Annotated in this window: 26 protein-coding genes; 9 read left to right on the forward strand and 17 right to left on the reverse strand. The window is 61.4% G+C overall.

Going from position 1 to position 20,459, the window contains the following annotated elements; translation table 11 throughout:
• The first annotated feature begins 92 nt into the window (after nucleotides 1–92).
• The 5 genes from boxC (at nucleotide 93) to Q1A71_RS07750 (ending at nucleotide 6,269) form a co-directional block, all read left to right on the forward strand.
• The gene (gene boxC, locus Q1A71_RS07730) at nucleotides 93–1,751 is read left to right on the forward strand and encodes a 2,3-epoxybenzoyl-CoA dihydrolase (protein WP_299673714.1); all 1,659 of its coding nucleotides are present in this window, start codon (nucleotides 93–95) and stop codon (nucleotides 1,749–1,751) included.
• 96 nt (nucleotides 1,752–1,847) lie between these two features.
• Nucleotides 1,848–3,299 carry a benzoyl-CoA 2,3-epoxidase subunit BoxB gene (boxB, locus tag Q1A71_RS07735; RefSeq protein ID WP_299673716.1) on the forward strand — a complete coding sequence of 484 codons (1,452 nt, stop codon included), beginning with the start codon at nucleotides 1,848–1,850 and terminating at the stop codon, nucleotides 3,297–3,299.
• A 226-nt stretch (nucleotides 3,300–3,525) separates the two neighbouring features.
• Complete coding sequence (gene boxA / locus Q1A71_RS07740; protein WP_299673718.1) at nucleotides 3,526–4,722, forward strand: benzoyl-CoA 2,3-epoxidase subunit BoxA; 1,197 nt, start codon at nucleotides 3,526–3,528, stop codon at nucleotides 4,720–4,722.
• 96 nt (nucleotides 4,723–4,818) lie between these two features.
• Nucleotides 4,819–5,709 carry a helix-turn-helix transcriptional regulator gene (locus Q1A71_RS07745; RefSeq protein WP_299673720.1) on the forward strand — a complete coding sequence of 297 codons (891 nt, stop codon included), beginning with the start codon at nucleotides 4,819–4,821 and terminating at the stop codon, nucleotides 5,707–5,709.
• Nucleotides 5,706–6,269 carry a 3-hydroxyacyl-CoA dehydrogenase family protein gene (locus Q1A71_RS07750; protein WP_299673722.1) on the forward strand — a complete coding sequence of 188 codons (564 nt, stop codon included), beginning with the start codon at nucleotides 5,706–5,708 and terminating at the stop codon, nucleotides 6,267–6,269. Before Q1A71_RS07745 ends, Q1A71_RS07750 begins: the two co-directional genes overlap by 4 nt.
• 35 nt (nucleotides 6,270–6,304) lie before the next feature.
• On the opposite strand, the gene Q1A71_RS07755 is transcribed toward Q1A71_RS07750, so the two are convergent.
• Together Q1A71_RS07755 and Q1A71_RS07760 are read right to left on the reverse strand one after the other, a co-directional pair.
• Entirely contained in the window at nucleotides 6,305–6,793 is a 489-nt protein-coding gene (locus Q1A71_RS07755; protein WP_299673724.1) for a DUF2165 domain-containing protein, read from the reverse strand.
• Nucleotides 6,794–6,863: 70 nt separating this feature from the next.
• Complete coding sequence (locus Q1A71_RS07760) at nucleotides 6,864–8,528, reverse strand: ABC transporter substrate-binding protein (RefSeq protein ID WP_299673727.1); 1,665 nt, start codon at nucleotides 8,526–8,528, stop codon at nucleotides 6,864–6,866.
• A 578-nt stretch (nucleotides 8,529–9,106) separates the two neighbouring features.
• Here Q1A71_RS07760 and Q1A71_RS07765 point away from each other — a divergent pair.
• Nucleotides 9,107–9,499 (forward strand): RidA family protein, encoded by a 393-nt coding sequence (locus tag Q1A71_RS07765; protein WP_299673730.1) that lies wholly within the window; start codon nucleotides 9,107–9,109, stop codon nucleotides 9,497–9,499.
• Here Q1A71_RS07765 and Q1A71_RS07770 read toward each other — a convergent pair.
• The 3 genes from Q1A71_RS07770 to Q1A71_RS07780 form a co-directional block, all read right to left on the reverse strand.
• Nucleotides 9,496–9,717 (reverse strand): hypothetical protein, encoded by a 222-nt coding sequence (locus tag Q1A71_RS07770; RefSeq protein ID WP_299673732.1) that lies wholly within the window; start codon nucleotides 9,715–9,717, stop codon nucleotides 9,496–9,498. The genes Q1A71_RS07765 and Q1A71_RS07770 overlap by 4 nt on opposite strands.
• Entirely contained in the window at nucleotides 9,714–10,268 is a 555-nt protein-coding gene (locus tag Q1A71_RS07775; RefSeq protein WP_299673734.1) for a DinB family protein, read from the reverse strand. The genes Q1A71_RS07770 and Q1A71_RS07775 overlap by 4 nt, the downstream gene beginning before the upstream one ends.
• Before the next feature lie 244 nt (nucleotides 10,269–10,512).
• Nucleotides 10,513–11,322 carry a division plane positioning ATPase MipZ gene (locus Q1A71_RS07780; protein WP_299673736.1) on the reverse strand — a complete coding sequence of 270 codons (810 nt, stop codon included), beginning with the start codon at nucleotides 11,320–11,322 and terminating at the stop codon, nucleotides 10,513–10,515.
• Nucleotides 11,323–11,556: 234 nt separating this feature from the next.
• Here Q1A71_RS07780 and Q1A71_RS07785 point away from each other — a divergent pair, with 234 nt between their 5' ends.
• Nucleotides 11,557–11,856 (forward strand): hypothetical protein, encoded by a 300-nt coding sequence (locus Q1A71_RS07785; RefSeq protein WP_299673738.1) that lies wholly within the window; start codon nucleotides 11,557–11,559, stop codon nucleotides 11,854–11,856.
• Entirely contained in the window at nucleotides 11,853–13,700 is a 1,848-nt protein-coding gene (locus Q1A71_RS07790; protein ID WP_299673740.1) for a methyl-accepting chemotaxis protein, read from the forward strand. Before Q1A71_RS07785 ends, Q1A71_RS07790 begins: the two co-directional genes overlap by 4 nt.
• Before the next feature lie 134 nt (nucleotides 13,701–13,834).
• Here Q1A71_RS07790 and rpmE read toward each other — a convergent pair whose 3' ends face one another.
• Both rpmE and rplS read right to left on the reverse strand, forming a co-directional pair.
• Entirely contained in the window at nucleotides 13,835–14,056 is a 222-nt protein-coding gene (rpmE, locus tag Q1A71_RS07795) for a 50S ribosomal protein L31 (protein WP_299673742.1), read from the reverse strand.
• Between the two features lie 11 nt (nucleotides 14,057–14,067).
• Entirely contained in the window at nucleotides 14,068–14,451 is a 384-nt protein-coding gene (gene rplS / locus Q1A71_RS07800; protein ID WP_299673744.1) for a 50S ribosomal protein L19, read from the reverse strand.
• Between the two features lie 357 nt (nucleotides 14,452–14,808).
• On the opposite strand from rplS, the gene Q1A71_RS07805 reads away from it, so the two are divergent.
• On the forward strand, nucleotides 14,809–15,354 hold the full coding sequence (locus Q1A71_RS07805; protein ID WP_299673746.1) for a hypothetical protein: 546 nt from the start codon (nucleotides 14,809–14,811) through the stop codon (nucleotides 15,352–15,354).
• Nucleotides 15,355–15,393: 39 nt separating this feature from the next.
• On the opposite strand, the gene Q1A71_RS07810 is transcribed toward Q1A71_RS07805, so the two are convergent.
• The 10 genes from Q1A71_RS07810 to Q1A71_RS07855 all read right to left on the reverse strand — a co-directional run bounded on the left by Q1A71_RS07810 (nucleotide 15,394) and on the right by Q1A71_RS07855 (nucleotide 20,459).
• The gene (locus tag Q1A71_RS07810) at nucleotides 15,394–15,696 is read right to left on the reverse strand and encodes a hypothetical protein (RefSeq protein WP_299673748.1); all 303 of its coding nucleotides are present in this window, start codon (nucleotides 15,694–15,696) and stop codon (nucleotides 15,394–15,396) included.
• A 138-nt stretch (nucleotides 15,697–15,834) separates the two neighbouring features.
• Nucleotides 15,835–16,626, reverse strand: a complete 792-nt coding sequence (trmD, locus tag Q1A71_RS07815; protein ID WP_299673750.1) for a tRNA (guanosine(37)-N1)-methyltransferase TrmD — start codon at nucleotides 16,624–16,626, stop codon at nucleotides 15,835–15,837.
• Between the two features lies 1 nt (nucleotide 16,627).
• Nucleotides 16,628–17,131 carry a ribosome maturation factor RimM gene (gene rimM, locus Q1A71_RS07820; RefSeq protein ID WP_299674316.1) on the reverse strand — a complete coding sequence of 168 codons (504 nt, stop codon included), beginning with the start codon at nucleotides 17,129–17,131 and terminating at the stop codon, nucleotides 16,628–16,630.
• Entirely contained in the window at nucleotides 17,131–17,274 is a 144-nt protein-coding gene (locus Q1A71_RS07825) for a hypothetical protein (protein ID WP_299673752.1), read from the reverse strand. Before Q1A71_RS07825 ends, rimM begins: the two co-directional genes overlap by 1 nt.
• Nucleotides 17,275–17,361: 87 nt before the next feature.
• Complete coding sequence (rpsP, locus tag Q1A71_RS07830) at nucleotides 17,362–17,760, reverse strand: 30S ribosomal protein S16 (protein WP_299673754.1); 399 nt, start codon at nucleotides 17,758–17,760, stop codon at nucleotides 17,362–17,364.
• A 48-nt stretch (nucleotides 17,761–17,808) separates the two neighbouring features.
• Nucleotides 17,809–18,105, reverse strand: a complete 297-nt coding sequence (locus Q1A71_RS07835; protein ID WP_299673756.1) for a chorismate mutase — start codon at nucleotides 18,103–18,105, stop codon at nucleotides 17,809–17,811.
• A gap of 93 nt (nucleotides 18,106–18,198) precedes the next feature.
• Nucleotides 18,199–18,801, reverse strand: a complete 603-nt coding sequence (locus Q1A71_RS07840) for a GNAT family N-acetyltransferase (RefSeq protein WP_299673758.1) — start codon at nucleotides 18,799–18,801, stop codon at nucleotides 18,199–18,201.
• Between the two features lie 76 nt (nucleotides 18,802–18,877).
• Nucleotides 18,878–19,408, reverse strand: a complete 531-nt coding sequence (locus tag Q1A71_RS07845; protein ID WP_299673760.1) for a GNAT family N-acetyltransferase — start codon at nucleotides 19,406–19,408, stop codon at nucleotides 18,878–18,880.
• A complete protein-coding gene (locus Q1A71_RS07850; RefSeq protein ID WP_299673762.1) occupies nucleotides 19,405–19,962 on the reverse strand; it encodes a GNAT family N-acetyltransferase in 558 nt (185 codons plus the stop codon). The genes Q1A71_RS07845 and Q1A71_RS07850 overlap by 4 nt, the downstream gene beginning before the upstream one ends.
• On the reverse strand, nucleotides 19,959–20,459 hold the full coding sequence (locus Q1A71_RS07855) for a GNAT family N-acetyltransferase (RefSeq protein WP_299673764.1): 501 nt from the start codon (nucleotides 20,457–20,459) through the stop codon (nucleotides 19,959–19,961). Before Q1A71_RS07855 ends, Q1A71_RS07850 begins: the two co-directional genes overlap by 4 nt.

Genomic DNA, 20,459 nt, shown 5'->3' on the forward strand with positions numbered 1-20,459 from the left:
ATCGAGCACCTTAGCGGTGTTTCATGTCGGAAACTTGTGTACTATCATTCAAAAACTTGTCGGGCTTACCGGCGCAGTCCAAAGGCCAGCCCGTGAGCGAGCGCATAGATTTTCAAGTTGATCCAACCAAGATGAAGCACTGGAAGGTCACCTACGACGGTGCTGTCGCATATCTCTATATGGATGTTGATGAAGACGGTGGCCTCTTCGAAGGCTACCAGTTGAAACTGAACTCCTATGATCTTGGCGTGGATATCGAGCTTGCGGATGTGGTCCAGCGCATGCGGTTCGAGCATCCGGAGGTGAAGGTGGTCGTCCTCGGCTCCGCCAAGGAGAAGGTGTTTTGCGCGGGTGCAAACATTCGCATGCTGGGCAGTGCGGCGCACGCGCACAAGGTGAACTTCTGCAAATTCACAAATGAGACCCGCAACACCTTTGAGGCTGCCCTGCAGGACAGTGGACAGAACTACATCTGTGCAGTGCGCGGCGCATGTGCGGGTGGCGGTTACGAACTGGCACTGGCGTGCAACCATATCATGCTGACAGACGACAGCACCTCGTCGGTCGCCCTGCCTGAAGTCCCCCTCTTGGCCGTCCTGCCGGGCACCGGTGGCCTGACGCGCGTGACCGACAAGCGCAAGCTGCGTCGCGACCTCGCGGATGTGTTTTGTTCGGTGGAAGAGGGCGTAAAGGGCAAGCGTGCTGTGGAGTGGCGGTTGGTCGATGAAGTGATCCCGAATTCCAAGTTTGAAGAGACAGTGCGCGAGCGCGCGCGAGGTTTTGCGGAGGCGTCGGACAAACCTGATGTCGCGCGGGGCATCACGTTGAAGCCGCTGGACCGTGTATTTGCCACGGACAGCGTGACCTATTCGACTCTGGACGTGAAGTTTGATCGCCCTGGTCGGCGCGCGGTGATCACGATTCGGGGTCCGAACGAAGACGCGCCTATTGATATGGCCACCTTTGAAGCGGAGGGGTCCGATGCCTGGATGCTGCGGTGCGCGCGGGAACTGGACGACGCGATCCTGCACCTGCGTACCAATGAAGGCGCGCTCGGCCTCATCGAATTCCAGACGATCGGAGACCCGGCGCGCGTGGTCGCGCACGAGGCGCTGTTGCTGTCGAACCGGGAACATTGGCTCGCCAACGAAGTGGTGTGCCTTTGGAAGCGGGTGCTGAAACGCGTTGATATGACGTCACGCAGTCTTGTCGCGCTGGTCGAGCACGGGTCTTGTTTCGCGGGCGTTTTGGCCGAACTGCTTTGGGCTGTGGATCGCAGCTACATGATGCTGGATCCATTTGAAGATGATGACAGACGGCTGGCCGCCATCACTCTGACACCTGGCAACTTCGGGCAGTATGTCATGAGCAACGGGCTGAGCCGCCTTCAGACCCGGTTCTGGGGCACGCCGGATCACGTCGAGACGATGCAACCCAAAACAGGCGTCACTTTGGACGCCGAGGCAGCTGAGGTGCTTGGTCTGGTAACCTATGCCTTCGACGATATCGATTGGGAGGATGAGGTACGGCTGTTCCGCGAAGAACGCGCGAGTTTCTCGGCCGATGCAATGACCGGCATGGAGGCCAACCTGCGCTTTGCGGGACCGGAAACAATGGAAACCCGGATTTTCGGGCGTCTGACGGCCTGGCAGAACTGGATCTTCCAGCGTCCCAATGCCGTCGGTCCCGAGGGCGCCCTGCAGCGCTATGGAACAGGGATGCGAGCCGTCTATGACATGCAACGTGTGTAACGAGGGTGGCCTGAAAGCCCACCCTACCTGCCAGCACGACGGGCAGGACAGGCAGGTGCGGTGGGCTTTCAGGCCGCCGCGCGACAGGAGGACTAAATGCTTGATCTGATCAATGTCAGCTACGACAGCCAAATACCGAACAATGTCGGACTGAGTTCGGACAGGAAAGTGCTCAAGGCACTGGAAAAATGGCACCCGGGTTACATCAATTGGTGGAATGACCTTATCCCGCAGAACTTCCAGGAGAGCATGGTCTATCTTCGGACGGCTGTCTCTGTGGATCCAAAAGGCTGGGCCAAGTTCGACTATGTAAAAATGCCGGAATATCGGTGGGGCGTCCTTCTGGCCCCGGCGGTTGAGGACCGTCGCATCCCCATGGGGGAGCATCTGGGTGAGCTCGCCTGGCAGGAGGTGCCGGGTGAGTACCGCAATATGCTCAAGCGACTGATTGTCATTCAGGGCGATACCGAGCCGGGCTCTGTCGAGCAGCAGAGATTCCTCGGGCTGACCGCGCCTTCGCTCTATGACATGCGCAATCTCTTCCAGGTCAACGTCGAAGAAGGCCGTCACCTCTGGGCAATGGTCTATTTGCTGCAGAAGTATTTCGGACGAGACGGGCGCGAAGAGGCGGATGATCTGCTCGTCCGCTCTTCGGGATCGGATGAGGCGCCGCGGATGCTGGGCGCGTTCAATGAAGAAACGCCCGACTGGCTCAGCTTTTTCATGTTCACTTACTTCACGGATCGGGATGGAAAGATGCAGCTGGAGAGCCTCGCGCAATCCGGCTTCGACCCGTTGAGCCGCACCTGCCGTTTCATGCTGACCGAAGAAGCGCACCACATGTTTGTCGGAGAGACTGGCGTCGGACGGACCATTCAGGCCACGTTGGAAGCGATGAACAAGGCCGGGCTCACCGATCCCTACGATATCAACAAGGTCCGCGATCTCGGTGTGATCGACCTTCCGACAATCCAGAAGAAACTCAACCTGCACTATACGCTGTCGCTCGACCTGTTTGGCCAGGAGGTGTCCACCAACGCGGCGAATGCCTTCAACGCGGGCATCAAGGGGCGCTACATGGAGCAGCGCATCGACGATGATCACAAGCTCCAGAATGACACATATGCGGTGACGTCGATCAAGGATGGCAAGATCTTGACAGAAGACGTTCCAGCGCTGACGGCAATCAATATGCGGCTGCGGGACGACTACGTGCGCGATGCGGCAGGCGGCGTAGGCCGCTGGAACAAGGCCATCGCGAAGGCCGGCGTTCAGTTCGAACTCAAGCTGCCACACGAAGGCTTCAACCGGCAGATCGGGGTTTTTTCTACTGTCACCGTTGATCCGGACGGCACTATCATTTCCGCCGACGATTGGGCGAGGCAACGCGATGCCTGGCTGCCGACCAAGGCTGACGGAGACTTCATACAGTCGCTGATGGTTCCCTGCTATGAGCCGGGGCAATACGCCTCCTGGATTGCACCGCCAAAGGTTGGCATCGACAACAAGCCCGGCGATTTCGAATACGTGAAACTGCACATGGCTTGATGTGCATCAAAGTATTCGACCGGCAGGCCGATTTGACTGTTGTGAACTGTCCACTGTGACTTTGGCGCCTTAAGGAGATTTGACCCATGCAGACTCAAGTGACACCGTTACATCCACAACCCAGGCCAGCCTGTATCGGCTGTACCGAGTGCAAAGGCCTTTGCCGGGATATCCTCGACCTTGCGGTTTTGCCCGAGGCCATTTTGAAGCGACCCGCCGCCAGCCCATGACCGCCCCCGTCAAACAACATCTGATCGATCCGGAGATCTGCATCCGCTGCTATACCTGCGAGATGACCTGCCCCATCGGAGCGATCCAGCACGACGATACAAACGTGGTTGTGGACCCGGACACATGCAACTTCTGCATGGATTGCATCCCGGTCTGTCCCACCGGGTCCATCGACGAATGGCGTGTGGTGGCGCAACCATATACTCTCGAACAGCAGTATGCCTTTGACGAACTTCCAGAGCAGGACGATATCGCGCTTCCAGACGCATCCGAACCAGCGGAGATCGAGGCGCATGAAACGGCCATCGCTGCGTTGTTGGCCGAGGCTCACAAGGGGACGGGTGGCAAGACGCGCGCGCCCGCATCCGCATCCAAACCGACAATCAACCTCTATGCGCTTGGCAATCCGGCGACCGCGACCGTGCAGGGCAACTACCGCTTGACGGACGCCGATGGCGAGAACGACGTGCGTCATGTCATTCTCGATCTGGGAGCACAACCGTTTCCTGTCCTGGAAGGGCAGAGCATAGGGATCGTTCCACCCGGTGAGGACGCGGACGGGAAACCACATTTGCCACGGCTCTATTCCGTCTCGAGCCCACGCGACGGCGAGCGGCCCGGCTTCAACAATATCTCCCTGACAGTCAAACGGGAGCGCCAGGGTGTCTGCTCTAACTACGTCTGCGATCTGCAGAAGAGCGATACGGTCCAGATCACTGGGCCGTTCGGGTCGACGTTTTTGTTGCCGTCCGATCCGACCGCACATCTGCTGATGATTTGCACCGGGACAGGGTCCGCTCCGTTTCGCGGCTTCACGATGCGCCGCCAGCGTGAGACACCCGGTGCCCGCGACAGTCTCACGTTGGTGTTCGGAGCGCGCAGTGCGCGGGATCTGCCGTATTTCGGGCCGCTCAAGAAAGTGCCCGATCAGTTTATGCGCAAGTCATTTGCGTTCAGCCGTGCCGTGGATCAACCCAAGCAATACGTGCAGGACAAACTTCGGGAACAGTCCGATGTGGTGGCCTCGGTGCTCGGTCGGGACAAAACGCACGTCTACATTTGCGGGCTTAAGGCGATGGAAGAAGGTGTGGAGGACGCGCTGCAGGACATTGCCGAGGCGTCGGGTACAGACTGGGCCGCGCTGCGCCAGCAGATGCGCGAAGAGGGCCGGTATCATGTCGAGACGTATTGAGGTCTGGCGCGCCTCCGGGTTTCTGTCGGACCTGCGGGTGCCGACCCATCCGGTATATGGCGTCGGTTCGCGCAGACGCGTGTGGGGGAGGGCGGCGTGACCGAAACACCGCTCGTCGCCGACCCTTCGCAGCAGCTGAAGAACCGTGTTGCGGCCCGTGTCCGCAGCCAGCGCAAGGCGCAAGGCCTGCCGCGCCGGGTGCTCTCGGAGATGTCGGACGTGTCCCCCCGCTATCTCGCGCAGTTGGAGGCGGGGGAGGGAAACATCTCGATCGCGCTGCTGCACCGGATCGCTCTGGCGCTTGGTCTTCCGGTCGACAGCCTGCTGTCCGAGGATGCTCCTCAAGACCGCGAGGCGCAGCGCATTGGCGAGCTATATCGCGAGGCCTCTCCGGACGTTCAAAGGGCGGTCCGGGGGTTGCTGGCACCTCAAAATCCAGCGGCCCTGCGGGCAGGCCGGATTTGCCTGATCGGCCTGCGTGGTGCGGGAAAGTCCACCTTGGGCAAGCTGGCCAGCGAAGCCCTCAATCTGCCCTTTGTTGAGCTCAATCGCGAGATTGAGCGCGAGACCGGTATGCCGCTGGCCGAGGTGATGGCGTTTTATGGACAGGAGGGATATCGCGCGCTGGAGGCAGACGCCATTTCTCGCGTGGTCGCGACGCACGACCGCCTCGTTCTGGCCGTGGCCGGCGGGCTGGTTGCCGAGGAGGCGACCTATGAGCAGGTGTTGCAGCGGTTCCACACCGTTTGGCTGAAGACATCTCCTGTGGAGCATATGCAGCGGGTTCGCGCGCAAGGTGACTTACGCCCTATGCAGGGCAACCCGGCTGCTATGGAGCAGCTCAAGTCGCTTCTGGATGCGCGCGCACCGCTTTATCGGCGCGCCGATGCGCAGGTGGACACGTCGAGCAAGACGGTCAAGTCATCGCTGAATGATCTGCTCAAAGTGATTGCCTCAAAGGGCTTTCTCGATGGGGCAGCGGAGTGACCGAGGCTCAGATCGCAGCGCAGTTGCAGGACAGTTTGAATGCTGTTGCCGACGATCTTCTCTTTCGGATGACCACGCCCTGGGAGTTAGACGCGGTCATGACCGATTTCGGTTTTGCAGCTGGCGTCTGCGCCCTGCAGGATGCCGTGGGGTTGGATACCATATGCGCGCAGCGTCAGAAGACTGGTCACACTCCGACACCGGTCCTGACGCGGATGGTTGCGGAAGGCCGCCTTGGGCGTGCGGTGGGGGTTGGATGGTATCGGTATCCGGGCGGTGGCGGCCCAGTGGTCGATCCTCTGGTCGAAGATCTGTTGCGGGAGGAAGCATGGTTTGCTCAAGGTGAGCGCAAGGAAGTTTCTGACGCTGCGCTCATGACCGGACTGCTCGCCGGCCTGCTGCGCGAGGGTCTGTCACTTATGAGTGCCGGCGCCGCACCTGACCAGATTGACCGGGTGAGCTGTGACCGGCTTGGCTTTCCACGTGCGAAGGGCGGGCTTCTCAGCCATGCCCGCGCGGCCGGTCTCGTTGCCGTCGGAGATGCGTTTGCCCGCGTTTGAAGGCTCGCACTTTAAAACATCCGCGTGATTTTCCTTCACCCCTGAGCGAGCAGGATCATTGTCGCCAAGCCCCAAAGCGTCATCTGGAAGTGCGTGTTCTGCGCGTCTTCGTGACAAAACCAGTAGCAAAAGTGGTTGCCGATCACGAGAAACCCGGCCCAGACGGCGGTGAAACTCAACGTGCCGAGGAGAGCCAAGGCCCGCCCGGTTTCCGGCAACGCCGTACCCGCCATGCCCATCAGCAGCCCGACGGTGCCGACCCAAAGCAGCAGGCAGGCAATACCTTCGGTCAGCAACACGAGCTTGAAGGCAAGCTGCTGAAGCTGTCGGTTCGTAATCGCCCTGTGGGCGACATGCGCAAATTCCTCCGGGAAGTCGGTTCGCATCCGGGTCATGGCCAGCACCTGTGCGGTGTAGGTCTCATTCACCGACGGGTAGAGCAGATTGTCGCGCAGCCCCAGCGACAGCCACGCAGCGATCAGCCCGGTTGAAACGGTCTGTGCCAGCAACAACACGCTGTCCATACGTGCGTCCTTTGCTGAGTTCCGACAGAAAAAGGGCCGCGCGGTGCGCGACCCTTGAGTTTGATTTTGATCAGGTCCAGGCCATACGGGCCGGATGATACTCGAAGGCGATATGGTGCTCGGCGCCGACGAGGCCGTCCTTGGTGAAGTTGTAGAGCGATCGCCAGTACGGCTGGATCGTCACACCCTCTTCCTGAATGAGCGCCTGCATGTCTTTCATCATCGTGCGGCGCGCCTCCACATCTGCCGTGGCCAGAGCTTCATCGAGCATCTTGTCGAACTCGGCATTGGACCAACCGAATTCGTTCCAGGCTTCGCCAGAGCGATAGGCCAGCGCCCAGATCTGCACGCCCAAGGGACGATGGTTCCAGTTGGTCGACGAGAAGGGGTACTTGACCCAGTCGTTCCAGAAGGTGGAGCCCGGCAGGATCGTGCGCTTCACCTTGATGCCCGCGTCGCGCAACTGCGCTGCGACGGCATCTGTGGTGTCCTTGCGCCAGGCATCGTCGATGGAGAAGAGTTCGTGCTCGAAATCCCCCATACCGGCCTCGTCCATGAGCGCCTTCGCCGCTGCCGGGTCAACCTTGATCGGGGGCAACTCGGCATAGTCGGGGTGCATCGGGCCCACGTGGTGGTTCTCCGCCACGATCCCGCGCCCGCCGTAGCCAAGCTCCAGAAGCACTTCGTTGTCCACGGCCATGGCCAGCGCCTGTCGGACGCGCTTGTCCGCATAGGGCTTCTCGCCGTCGATTTCGGCCAACTGGTTCGGGCGAATGACAATCGTCGCTGCCGTGGCGATGGAGTTCTCCACCCAGCCATCGAGCGTTGCAAAGATGTCGATGAAGTCGCCCTCGATGGAATAGACCGCATCGATCTCCTCTGCTTCCGCAGCGGCGACAAACGCCGATGGATCCGTGCCATAGTCGATATATTCCAGACGGTCGATGTAAGGACCACCGAAGACCTCCGTGCCCCACCAGGTGTGCTCGGTATTCTTGACCAGCACGCCCTTGACGCCCACCTCTAGCGACTCTGGCAGGTACGGTCCGGTGCCGACCGGATTTTCCAGCATTGTGCCGGCGTCAAACCCCGCAGGTGTGATCGCAGCCGGATAATCCGCCATGCCAGGGATCAGGGAGATGTCGGGCCGCGGCAGGGCGAGCTTCACGGTGTGGCTGTCCACCACCGTGATCGCGCCGTCAATGGCTTGGCCGGTATCGTCGTCGATCAGCACGGCAAAACGGCCCGCCATCGAGTTGCCTTCGAGGCCTTTGTCGCACCAACCGGTGATATTGCGCGCCACATCCTCGGCAGTGAAATCGCTGCCGTCGTTCCAGGTCACGCCCTTGCGGACGTTCAGCGTGTATTCGGTCGCGTTGTCATTGATCTCCCAGCTTTCCAGCAGGGCTGGGGTGAAGGTGCCGTCGTTTTCGTAGATCACCAGATATTCGAGCCAGCCGCGCGAAAAGTTGGCGATTTGTGACCAGTCGTAGGTGCGCGGATCCTTGAGGGCGCGCACCTCTTGTTGCATGCGGACAACGCCGCCTTCTTTGTGTCCCGCCGCTTGTGCGGGGGCCGCCATACCGATCATGGAATAGGCTGTGGCCGCCGTCGCGCCAAAGGCGCTGGCGATGGCCAGAAACTCGCGGCGGTTGACCGGGTCGGCCCCGACCTTCGCCGCTGAGTCCACCACGGTTTTCGGCAAGGGTTTGCCGGTACGTGTGAAAAATGTCATCTTCTTCCTCTCTGTTTTTTTGCACGCAGTCCTGGCGCGCTTTGCCGCATTACATCGGCATCGGTGATGCAGTTGTTCTGCCTTCATTGGTCGCCCATCGGGGAACGCGCAGAGTGTCAGATGTCACAGCCGTGGCGTCAACCCTTTCTCCGGAGCGTCGAGCTCTGCAGGGAGGTCCTGCGGGCTGCATCCGCGAGGACGCACTGCTGCCCAGCCGATTGGTGCAAAGCCGGGACGCATTCAAATGGGCTGGAAAACCCCGAGCTGACGGTCGGGCACGGCGGATTTTTGACAGGAGATGTCGCGAAAGTGCAACGCAAGTCGCCCCGTCTGTGGCAGCCCCCAATGCTTTGCGGCCCGTCCCCGCGCAGCTGACGGGTTTGGGTGCGCACGAAAAAACTTGTCTGCTGTCTTCTTTGGTAGCGCGCGCGGGCCCTCATTGCGGTGGGTTTGGTCTCCGTTGCGGGGTGCGAATCTGATTTGTCGGTCTAGAACTTTGCCACCGGTCATTTCATTGCAGGTTGCAAAAGCCGCCACTGCTATCATCATGACCGCGACCCGCACAGCAGGATGATGTCATGAGAGCTCTTTCACCAGCCAGTATCGCACCTCCGTTCGCCCGTTATTCGCATGGTGTTGCGTTGCCTGCAGGGGTCCGGCTCGTGCGCACCTCGGGGCAGCTGGGGGCGGCGCCCGACGGAACCGTGCCGGACGGTGCCGAGGCCCAGGCTGAGATCTGTTTTCGCAACATCGCAGCCATTCTGGCGGAAGCCGAGATGGTGCCAGCGAACGTGTGTCATCTGAGTGCTTACGTTACCGATCGCGTGCACATGACAGGCTATATGGCTGCGCGTGATCGCTTCCTTGGCAGCGTGCCGGTGTTGCCGTCGTCGACGCTCGTGATCGTGTCGGGCTTCACCCGCCCGGAGTTTGTCGTGGAGGTGGAGGTTTGGGCCGCGGCCGCCGGCTAGGGGTCGGGCGCGTCCGAATACTCCTTGCGAAGCAGCTTCTTGAGGCTCCACAAGAAGGTGCCCCCGAAGAAGGCACCTGCGATGCCAATGGTTTCGAACATGGCCGGGCCCTGTGGCATCCCCCGATAGGCGATGGCGATTGCCATGAAGACGAGACCACCCACCGAGACGTACAGCCGGAACTTCAGTTCCTTCCTGCTGGGGCCGTATTTATTCATGTCCAGTAGATCTCCGCGGAAGGGGCCCGATCGAAGGAGAGGTGAAACTCGTCGAGCTGCGGTGGCGCGACGCCCAGGGCTTGCAATTGCACATGCGCCTGTCCGCGATGGTGCACCTGATGTTGGAAGAGGTGCAACAACAGCGCCTGAACCGTCTCTTCCGTCGTCATGTCTCGACGCTCCGTCGCGCGGCTCTCGGACAATTGCTCAACCGTCAGTGTTGTGCAGAAGGCGATCAGACGGGCGTCAACGGACGCTTGCTCTTCTGCCAGTTTCGCCAGGGACAGCTCCTCCTCACGCGCGTAGACACGGCGCCCAAGCCTGCCCGCCTCAAGCGCGTCGACGTAGTAAAGGTCGACCTCATAGATGTGGTTCAGAGTTGCCGTAAGCGTCGGAAAGAACCCGGGTGCCGACCTCGTGGCGTCGGTGTCGGGCAGCCTGCGCGCGGCCTCATAGAGCGTCGCGTTTGCCCATGCGTTGTTCTCGGCCATCCTCAGATAGGCGTCGAGGGGCGTGATCTGTCGGGTCATCGGTGCCTCGGCGCGGCTCATTCGTCCGGAGGGGCGCTGTCGCGCTTTTTCCGCGCTTGCAGCCAGCGAAAGAGGACAAACAGCACAACAAAGAGCCCAGTCCAGAACAGAAGGTCAATCAGCATATGCGACATGAGGGATATCTATTCTCTATTGGCGGGCTGTCGAACAGTTTTTCCGGATCTTCTGACCACAGGGGTTCACATCTCCAGAGAACCCCGCAGCGAAGGCATGCCGTGCAAGACGACCGGTCGGTCAGGCCATGTCAGAAATCAACGGAAACCCCCGGCAAGTTGAGCGCCTTCATCAGATCACGCAACTCCTGACGGGCGGCGACGTTGGAGATATTGAGTTGCTTGACCCCGATGTCCTTGAGGTCGAGCAGTGTCAATCCGCGCGGGAAGAGCTCACGAAATATCACACGCTCGGAGAAGCCGGGCGCTATGCGGAAGCCGATGCGCTTGCTGAGGTTTCTGATGGCGCGCTCCATTTTTTCCTTGTTGACCATGCGTTGCGCGCCCATGCGGTTGCGCACGACGATCCAGTCAATCGGCGCCAGGCCTGCCTGGGCCCGGAGTTGGCGCGCGTTCCAGACCATCTCGGAATAAACCGACGGGCCGAGAATTTCGTCCCCCGACGCATCGGTTCGCGCCAGCAGATCGAAATCGACGAAACTGTCGTTCAGTGGTGTGATCAGCGTGTCGGCCAGAGAATGTGCCACCTGGCTGAGGCGCGTGTGCGAGCCCGGGCAGTCGATCAGGATAAAATCATTGTCCGGCTCCAGCGACGCCACTGCCGCCGAGAGACGATGGTCGTAGATATTCTCACCAGGCTTGAGGCTGTCCGGTGCAATTTCCGGCAGCTCGCAGGTGGTTGGACTGGCAAGATCGAAGCCCGCCTTGATCAGGAAGGCTTTGCGGTTTTCCGTATAGCGCCCAAAAGTTCGCTGGCGCAGATCCAGATCAAGGGCGCTGATCTTGTGGCCCATGCGGGCCAAGGCCGTGGCCACATGCATAGAGACGGTCGATTTGCCTGCGCCACCCTTTTCATTCCCGACGACGATGATATGCGCCATGGCCCGATCCTTTGCCCCGACCGCTTCGCGCGGCCTGTCTGTTCGGCGGCACTTTATGGAGTGTTCGGGTCTTTGGGAAGGCGTCAGAGTGCCTAAGTCTGTCCGCTTTGGCGCCGAGACTCGCACCCCGTGCGGTGCACCATCGGCGAGGCGGTTCATCGCCAGGAAATTGCCCGGTTTTAGCGGCTTGTAAACTTTCGGTTGCTATTCCGCAGCAAAGATGAGCGAGAGTCTATGCCGATCCTGTCCTACATCATGGCGTTCACATTGGTTGCCTTTTCCGGCCCGTTGCTGGCACTTGCCGCGGCCGATCCGGTCCCGGGAGAGATCATGCTGGTGATCGGTCCGTCGGCGTCCGTGCAGCCTGCTGTGATCACTGCAGCGGGGGGGCACCTGATCGGGCCGGAACTGGCGCGCTTTGGCGCTTTGGCTCAATCCGATCTTGCAGAGTTTTCGCATGTGCTCGTGGAACAGGGCGCATGGTTCGTCGTCGATGGTCGGCGCATTGCGGCTTTTTGTGGAGTAGAAATATGAGCACCCCCCAAACCTTTCGTGATGAGGCATGGAATAAGGCGGCGGAAAGGGCGGCGACGCAGGTTGCCTTTGGCAGTGCTGCGCTGGTGCCATTTGCACTGCTCGCGGCATGGATTGCGGGGACGCCTGTCTTGCTTGTGGGGGCTGTTGCGGCCGCTTTTTCCGGGCTCGCGTTCGTCGGTGCGCGCCTGCCCAACGTCCATGGTCGCATCCTGGCGGCGGTTGGCCTGATTGGGCAGGCGATTTGTATCACCGCTGCTCTGTCCGGTCATCCCTGGCAGCTTGACAGCCATATGATTTTCTTCGCGCTTCTGGCGGTGTGCATGATCATGTCGGAGCCGCTGGTGATCCTTGCCGCGGCGGGCGTCATTGCCACGCATCACCTTAGCTTGTCGGTGGCCTTCCCGGCGCTGGTATATCCGTCGGCAGACCTGAGCGAGAACCTGTCCAGAACGGCGCTGCATGGCGTTGTCGTCGTGATCGAGGCTGCGGTGCTCTGGATCGCGCTGCGGAATCGGAATGCGGCGTATGAGGACAGCCTGAAAAAAAGTGCTGAGATTCAGGCCTCGGCGGATGAAACGCGGGCTGCACTGGCTGCGGCGGAAACCGCCCGGGCCGAGACTGAAGATGCGCTTGCCTCCGCCAAGGCTGCACAGCAAGAGGCACTTGAGGCACGCAAGACGGCAGAGCAGGAAACGCAGAACGCCATCGAGGCTGATCGCAAGGCGCGCGAAACCGAAGAGGTTGCGCGCGAGAAGCGGGCCAAGACCGAGGCGGAGCAAACTCTTGTCGTCGACACCTTGCGCGACGCTTTGAGCAATCTGTCGACGGGGGATCTGTGCAAGGAGATTGAGACGCCGCTGCCTGAGAGATACGAAGACCTGCGTCGTGACTTCAATACGGCGCTCTCCGCCTTGCGCGAAGCCATGACGGTAGTGGACCAGAATGCGGAAACCATTGTCGACGATGTGAACTCTATCGAGGATGCGGCAGATACGCTGGCCAAGCGGACCGAGTCCCAGGCTTCAACGCTCGAAGAAACGACTGCCGCGATTTCTCAGATTTCCGCCAATTCGGGAAGCGCAGCCCAGAGCGCAAAACAGGCCGATGAGGCCGTTGCAGTCGCGAAATCCAAGGCGGATTCCTCTGACGAGATTGTACGCAAGGCGGTCTCTGCAATGGCAGAGATTGAAACTTCCTCCGGGCAGATTGCCAAGATTGTGGGGGTAATCGAAGACATTGCCTTCCAAACCAATCTACTGGCTTTGAATGCGGGTGTGGAGGCGGCCCGCGCCGGTGAGACCGGGCGTGGGTTCTCGGTCGTGGCGTCGGAGGTCCGCGAGCTTGCGCGCCGATCCTCCGAAGCGGCACGCGAGATCGGCGAGTTGATCGACGCGAGCGGCAAGCAGGTCGCGAACGGTGTGGAGCTTGTGAGCGAGGCAGGCAACGCGCTGCAGAACATTAATGAGGCGGTGGAGGATATCGCCAGCTTCGTCTCGGTGATTGCAACGGCGGCCGAGGAGCAATCCTTGAGCATTTCGGAGTCGAACGATGCGATGCAGCAGCTCGAAGGCGTGACCCAACAGAACGCGGCCATGTTCGAAGAGACCAACGCGGTGACGCAATCACTGGCCAAACAGGCGCACAGTCTCAAGGCGGCCATGGCCCGCTTCTCGATTGGTACAGAGCGGGCGGCATCGCGGTCTGCTGTCTCTATAGAGGCGGCAGCCTCTGGCGCGTCTTCGCGGGCCGCAGCTGCGAAACCGGCGCCCAGAATGGATGGGAATGCCGCACTTGCGGTATCCGACCAGCCTGATCTCGATTCCGGTTGGGAAGAGTTCTAGATCTGCGTGAGTGTTCCGTGGCCCCCTAGGTGCGCCATAGTCATTGCAAGGCTCCAACCGTCGCTGAATACCTCTGAAAAAGAAAAAGCCATCCGCACCGCAGATGGCTTTCCGACTGTCCAGTCGAGCTGATCTTAGAAGCCCAGACCTGCATATTTGTTCTTGAACTTGGACACGCGCCCGCCGGTGTCCATCAGACGCGACGAGCCGCCGGTCCAGGCCGGGTGCACGGAAGGATCAATATCCAGCGCCAACTGGTCGCCTTCCTTACCCCAGGTAGATTTCATCTGCACCACGGTGCCATCGGTCATCTTGACGTCGATGATGTGATATTCGGGATGTGTATCGGCTTTCATCGGTCAGATCCTTACGCTTCAGCGCCCGCTTTGGGCTTGTAGTTGGTGTTTTCCGTAATCCGCGCGGATTTCCCGCGACGGCTGCGCAGGTAGTACAGTTTGGCGCGACGGACTCGCCCGCGACGGACAACGGTGATGCTGTCGATGTTGGTGGAATGCAGCGGGAACACACGTTCCACGCCCTCGCCGAAGGAAATCTTGCGCACCGTGAACGAGCCCGCGATGCCGGACCCATTGTTGCGGGCGATGCAGACGCCTTCGTAGTTCTGCACGCGGGTGCGCGTGCCTTCGGTCACTTTAAAACCGACGCGGATGGTATCTCCGGCGCGGAAGTCGGGAATATCTTTTCCCAGAGCGGCGATTTGCTCCGCTTCAATCTCAGCTATCAGATCCATCGGATCATCTCCTATCTGCTCGTGGTTGTTCCACGAAGATTGTACCGCGTTCCAGAGCTTCCGGTCTGTCATCGGGTCCGCAGTTTGCGCCCGCCGGGAGAGTCCAAACGTCATTCCTTGATGCACCGCCTGTCATGGAACGCCGACAGAAAACAGCGCTTAATGCTCCATGAGTAACGGGTCCAGTACAGCATTTTCTGTCCGAACCTGGGCCGTATAAGCGGGAACCGCCTGCGGATCAAGAGGAGATATACGGCTCAATTCTTCGTTAACGTTTTGCAGTCTAGCGTGTGGCCCGGCGCTTTGCTTGTGGGGGCAGCGGAGCGATCTGAGTGGAGTTGGACGGGGTGATTTGACATGGCAAAAAGACGAGAACCGGCGAGCGCATTGTCTCCAGAACAGGAGGATCGCGGCCTGTTCCGGACCTATGGCGGTCCAATCGAGGTTGAGCTGGTTCCGAGATTAAGTCGCGACGCGGCGGGCGATGTTGTCATACACGCCTTCTTCAAGGGGGTACGCGAAATCTCTGTCATGTTTCCGGGACGCCGAGCGCGCGAGATCGGACCGCTTCATCAGCATTTGCGATGGCTCGACAGCCGGGCACGTCGGGCCGCCGTCGCCGCGCGGCGCCCCTCGCCAAGTCCGGATCTGGTCCGGCTGTCCGTTCAAGTCAAAGGAGCCTGGCGGCAACAGTCCCGGCGGGACGACGATGACATCGAGAACGGGATCTACCAACTGGTGGCTGCCCGATGGGCCTTCACCGACCAGACAGGCACACTCGTTCAATTCGGAGAGGCGCCGGCTTACGACATGACCGCACGGCAGCGCCCCAAGTCCTACATCCTGACTACCCGAGAAATCGACGCAGTACAGCGATCCAGACGCACCGAGAACGCCGACTGATCGTACAGCCGATCCGGGATGCTCTCGGTCGCGTGGGTCTCAGACCAGATCGGCAAATCTTTGCGGCAGAGCGCGCCGCAAGACGGCAACAGAAACGCCGGTATCCGCGTAGAGGTGAGCGTTTTCGTCAATCGGCAACGAGTCGGGCACAGCCACACGGGACGCTGGTTGACGCGACATGCTGCGGACGGTCCCGTCATGCTCGGACAGCGACATCGCAGCGACCGGAGCGGCCAAGACGGCGCGTGTCTTGGTGTGGGTGAAGCGCGTATAGCGGATATCCTCAGGCGGCTGCGTGTTCTTACGGGTTTCTGCCGCGGCGGTTTCGGACGGTTTTGGCATCTGATGTGGCCCCTGATTGACGTTGCCTCCAAGGTCGCGGGTCAATGTGTCGATTTTTAGTCAAGACTGGCCCGATTTGCGGCTGCAACCGGGCAGCCCAATCCAAACGGCAGGCCGAAGGTTCGGTGCGTGCCAGGCTCAGTCCTCTCCTGCGAACGTCGACCACAAGTCAGGCCGGCGCTCTTGGGTCAGCGCTTCGGACCGTTCCCGGCGCCATTTTGCGATCTCCCCATGATGTCCGGACTGAAGAACATCGGGGATCGCACGGCCTTCCCAGACAACGGGCCGCGTGTAGTGCGGGTGCTCTAGCAGCCCGTCCGCATGGCTTTCCTCCCGCGTACTATCAGCATTCCCCAGCACACCGGGCAGCAGCCGCACGGTGGCATCGATGAGCGCCTGCGCCGCCAATTCGCCGCCTGTCATCACGAAATCCCCGAGAGACACCTCGGTGATGCTGAAGTGTTCGAGAACCCGTTCATCGACGCCTTCGAAGCGACCACAGAGCAGGGTGACGCCGTCACTGCGCGCAAGATCACGGGCCATGCTTTGATCGAAAACTCGTCCGCGAGGCGACAGATAGAGCACCGGCCAGCGGCCTGTCGCATGCTGCTGTGCATCGGCGATGGCAGGGCCGACCACATCCGCACGCATCACCATCCCCGCGCCACCACCGGCCGGTGTGTCGTCAACGTTGTGGTGCTTGCCGATGCCGAAGTCCCGCAGATTGTGGGTATGCAGCTGCCAGAGCCCTTCTTGCAGCGCCTTGCCCGTCAGCGACAGGCCCAGCACGCCGGGAAATGCCTCGGGGAAGAGCGTAACGATCCGGGCCTGCCACGCCCGAGCCAGCGTCTCCGTCTCGTCCATCAGGGACCGGGGTGTGAGGGTGGGCCGAAGACGCTTGCGACCGTGGCTTCTGGGCGTGTCGCTCATGTCAGAAGAGGCCCTCGGGCGGGTCGGCGATGATCCGCCCGACGCCGATGTCGACAGTGGGGACGGCTGCCAGCGTGAAAGGGAGCAGGACGGTTTCGGAGGATCCCGGGCGCTGGACTTCCAGAAGATCACCGGCGCCGTGGTCCAGAACCGTCTTGACACGTCCCAAGAGCGTACCGCCGGTGTCCAGGACGTCCAACCCAATCAGGTCAGCGTGGTAGTACTCATCATCCGGCAGTCCCGGGAGTTGATCGCGGCGTGCGAAGAGCTGTGTCCCTTTCAGCGCGTCGGCCTCCTCTTTTGTCGCGACTTCCGCGATGCGGGCGACAAAGCCGTTTTTAATGGGCCGGATGAGGGCGAGATGAAAGGTCTGTTCGCCGCTTTCGGTGGTCAGTGGCGTATAGGTTTCAACATCTTCGGGCACGGCGCAGAAGCTCTTGATGCGCAGCTCGCCGCGCACCCCATAAGCCCCTCCGATGGCACCGACACAGACCTTCTCCGACATCATTCGTCCACTCCTATGCAGAGACCTTCGGACATTGCTCCGCCTCGATCAAGGCAGCTGTCACGCTGATTGGCCCGCTCGACAAAGAGGCCGGCGAGGAAGGCGACGAGCACCAGCATGAGCGTGCGGATCGGGCGAAACATGAGGCACCTCAGCGGCCATCCTCGATGTTGCAGACGGCATCCGGAGACAGGCTGCCCCAAAAACGGGGCAGCCCGGCAGTACATGCCTTACTCGGTGGTTTCTTCTGCGGGCGCGTCTTCCGCAGGGGCTTCAGCCGGAGCAGCGGCGTCTGCAGCCTTGGCCGCCTTCTCCTCTGCGCGTTCCTGCGCTTTCTTGCCAGGTGTGCCCTTGTTGGGGTTGTTGCGCTCGGTTTTCTCTTTCAGACCAGCGGCTTCCAACATGCGGGCGACACGGTCGGTGGGCTGCGCGCCTTGGCTGAGCCAGTGCTGGACGCGCTCGACGTCCATCTTCACGCGCTCTTCGCTGTCTTTCGGCAGCAGCGGGTTGTAGGTGCCCAGTTTCTCGATGTAGCGGCCGTCGCGTGGCATGCGGCTGTCGGCTGCAACGATCCGGTAGAAGGGGCGTTTTTTGGAGCCGCCGCGGGCAAGACGAATTTTCATAGCCATAGTGTGTGTCCTTTGTAATCGGCAGGTAGGGTGGGCTTTCAGGCCACCCTAGGTTTGGTGAAGTTTGTGGTGCTGAATGACTTCAGCGATGATGAAGTTCAGGAACTTCTTGGCGAATTCGGGGTCGAGATCGGCCCGGTTCGCCAAATCTTCGAGCCGTTCGATCTGTGCGGCTTCGCGCGCGGGATCGGACGGGGGAAGGTCGTGTGCAGCCTTGAGTTTCCCCACAGCCTGCGTGTGTTTGAACCGCTCGCCGAGCGTATAGACGAGGATCGCATCGAGGCGGTCAATGGAGGCGCGGTGCTCTTTCAGCACCTCTGCCGCGCGGGTTGCAGCGTCGGTCATGCGCACCCCCAAATCCGACGTCTGTGGCCTGTCGGTATCGCGTCGGTATCACGTCGGTATAACGTCGGTGCGCGGCGCGCGCTGTGGTAAGGTCTAGTCAATGGCCCAGCCTTTCGGTTTGAAGAGCGGATCGGCGTAGTGGCTGATCTCCATTTCGATCCCATGCGCGAGCTGCGAGCCCATGATCTCGGCGGGCGCGGGGTGGCGGTAGACCGCGTCATTGCCGTCGATGGTCGCCGCGTCGTGGTCCTTCGCAGCACCCAGCCGCTCGGCCAGCCGGATGCTGTCCAGGTTCTTGGGGTCGATGTAGCTGACCGCCGTCTCCCAGCCGAGTTGGTCATAGAGGTAACCTCGGACGGCATGGGTGGCTTCGAGCGCGTAACCCTTGCCGCCGCGATCCGGCCAGATCACCCAGGCGATTTCGGCCTCGGGCCATTTCGCGGGTTTCCAGCCACCCGCCATGCCGAAGGTGTCACCGCTGGCCTTGTCGTGGATCATCCACATGCCGTAGCCGCGGATCTGCCAGTGGCCGATTTCGGCGGCGTAGAGCATCCAGGCCTCATAGGCGTTGAGCGGCCCGCCCATGAAGCGTGCGCGGTAGCTGGTGAAGGTCGCCTTGAAGTCGGGATAGTCTTCCGGTTCCGGGCCGCGCAGGACGAGACGGCGGGTCTCCAATGTGGGGATTTGCATGCTCATTGGGCGACCTCAAAGCAGATTGAGATCGTGGATCGCCTCCGGCGGGAGTATTTTGGGAAGAATGAAGGGAGGCCCGTCATGCCAGACCCTCCGGGCGGGGGTGGCGGTAGACGTAGCCGGGTGTTTCCGGTTTGGGCTGGACGGCCTCCTCGTCGAGCAAGGCACCAAGGCGTTTGGCGAGCGCCACGGAGGCGTCGTTGCCATGGGCGATGTAACTGACGATGGTCGGCCATTTCAGGACCCGCCAGGCGTGGTCGACGCAGGCCTTTGCCGCCTCGAAGGCGATGCCCTGGCCTTCGCTGGCCGCCTCGAAGAGGACCCAGCCCACTTCCTTTTCGGGCCAGCCCCAGGGGTACCAGTGGCCGACGATGCCCAAGGGGGCGTCAGAGCCTTTGCGGGTGACGATGAACATGCCGAAGCCGTGGATCGCCCAATGGCCGATTTCGGTGCCAAAGAAATTCCAGGCCTGGCGCGGTGTCATCGGGCCCCCGGTGAACTGCGACCGCTCGGTGGCGTAGAACGCCATGAAGGCCTCGGCGTCGGAGGCTTTCGGGCCGCGCAGGATCAGGCGGTCGGTCTCGAGCGTGGGTGTTTTGATGAGGGTCATGCGGCGACCCCCCCGCTGCCATAACGCCAGACCTGCGCGTCGTCGACCAGGCCGTCGCGCACAGCACCCAGCCGGGTGGCGAGGCGCTGGGCGCGGGTGTTGCTCGGGTCGATGTAGCTGACGAGCGTGGTCCAGCCGAGGCCGTTGAGGGCGTGATGCTGCGCCGCGGTCGCGGCCTCGAAGGCGATGCCACAGCCTTCGGCTTCGGGCAGCAGCAGGAAGCCGAGCTCGGGTTCCAGATCGCCCGGCTCAAACCCGAGCAGGACGAAGCCTGCGATTTCTCCGCCACGTCCGATGGTCCAGATGCCATGGCCGTGCAGCAGCCAGGTGGCGGTCATCTGCGTGAAGTCCGCCCAGGCGTCTTCGCGCGTCATGGGGCCGCCGAAATATTGGCCGCGCTCGGTGCAGGCGATGCGGGCGAAGGCGTCGAAGTCCTCGACCTTGGGCGCGCGCAGCAAGAGGCGGTCGGTCGCCAGCAGCGGCAATTGGCCTTGCAGGTGCAGCGCAAACATCGCGGCGGGGCCGGTGCGGGGCGTTTCGCAGGCGAAGCTCATGCGGCGACCTCGTAGCGGTAGACCACATCATCGGCGTCGTGCGTTTCGCCCGCTGGATCGTGGGTGCCGCCCAGCCGTTTGGACAGCGCGATGGAGCGCGCGTTGTCGCGGTGGATGTAGCTGACCAGCGAGGCGGGTTTGATGGTGCTGCGCGCATAGTCGAGCGCAAGGGTTGCTGCTTCGAACCCGATGCCTTGGCCTTCGAAGCCGTCGAAGAGGACCCAGCCGAGTTCCGGCTCGGCGAAATGGGGCGGGTGGGTGACGGCGACCTGTCCTGCAAGAGCGCCTTCGACCTCGATGCCCCAGCCCCCCATGCCGGTGAGCTGCCAGGAGCCGACCTCGGAGGCAAAGCCGTACCACAGGTGGGTGCGGGTGTTCGGGCGGTCCATGAACTCAGCGCGCGAGCTTTGGTAGAACGACCAGAAGGCCTCCATGTCGTCCAGGACATGGGGGCGCAGGCGCACACGGCCGTTGGTTATGACGGGGGCTGTGGTCAC

The sequence above is a fragment of the uncultured Roseobacter sp. genome, assembly GCF_947493125.1.
In the GTDB taxonomy this organism is placed as follows: Bacteria; Pseudomonadota; Alphaproteobacteria; order Rhodobacterales; family Rhodobacteraceae; genus Roseobacter.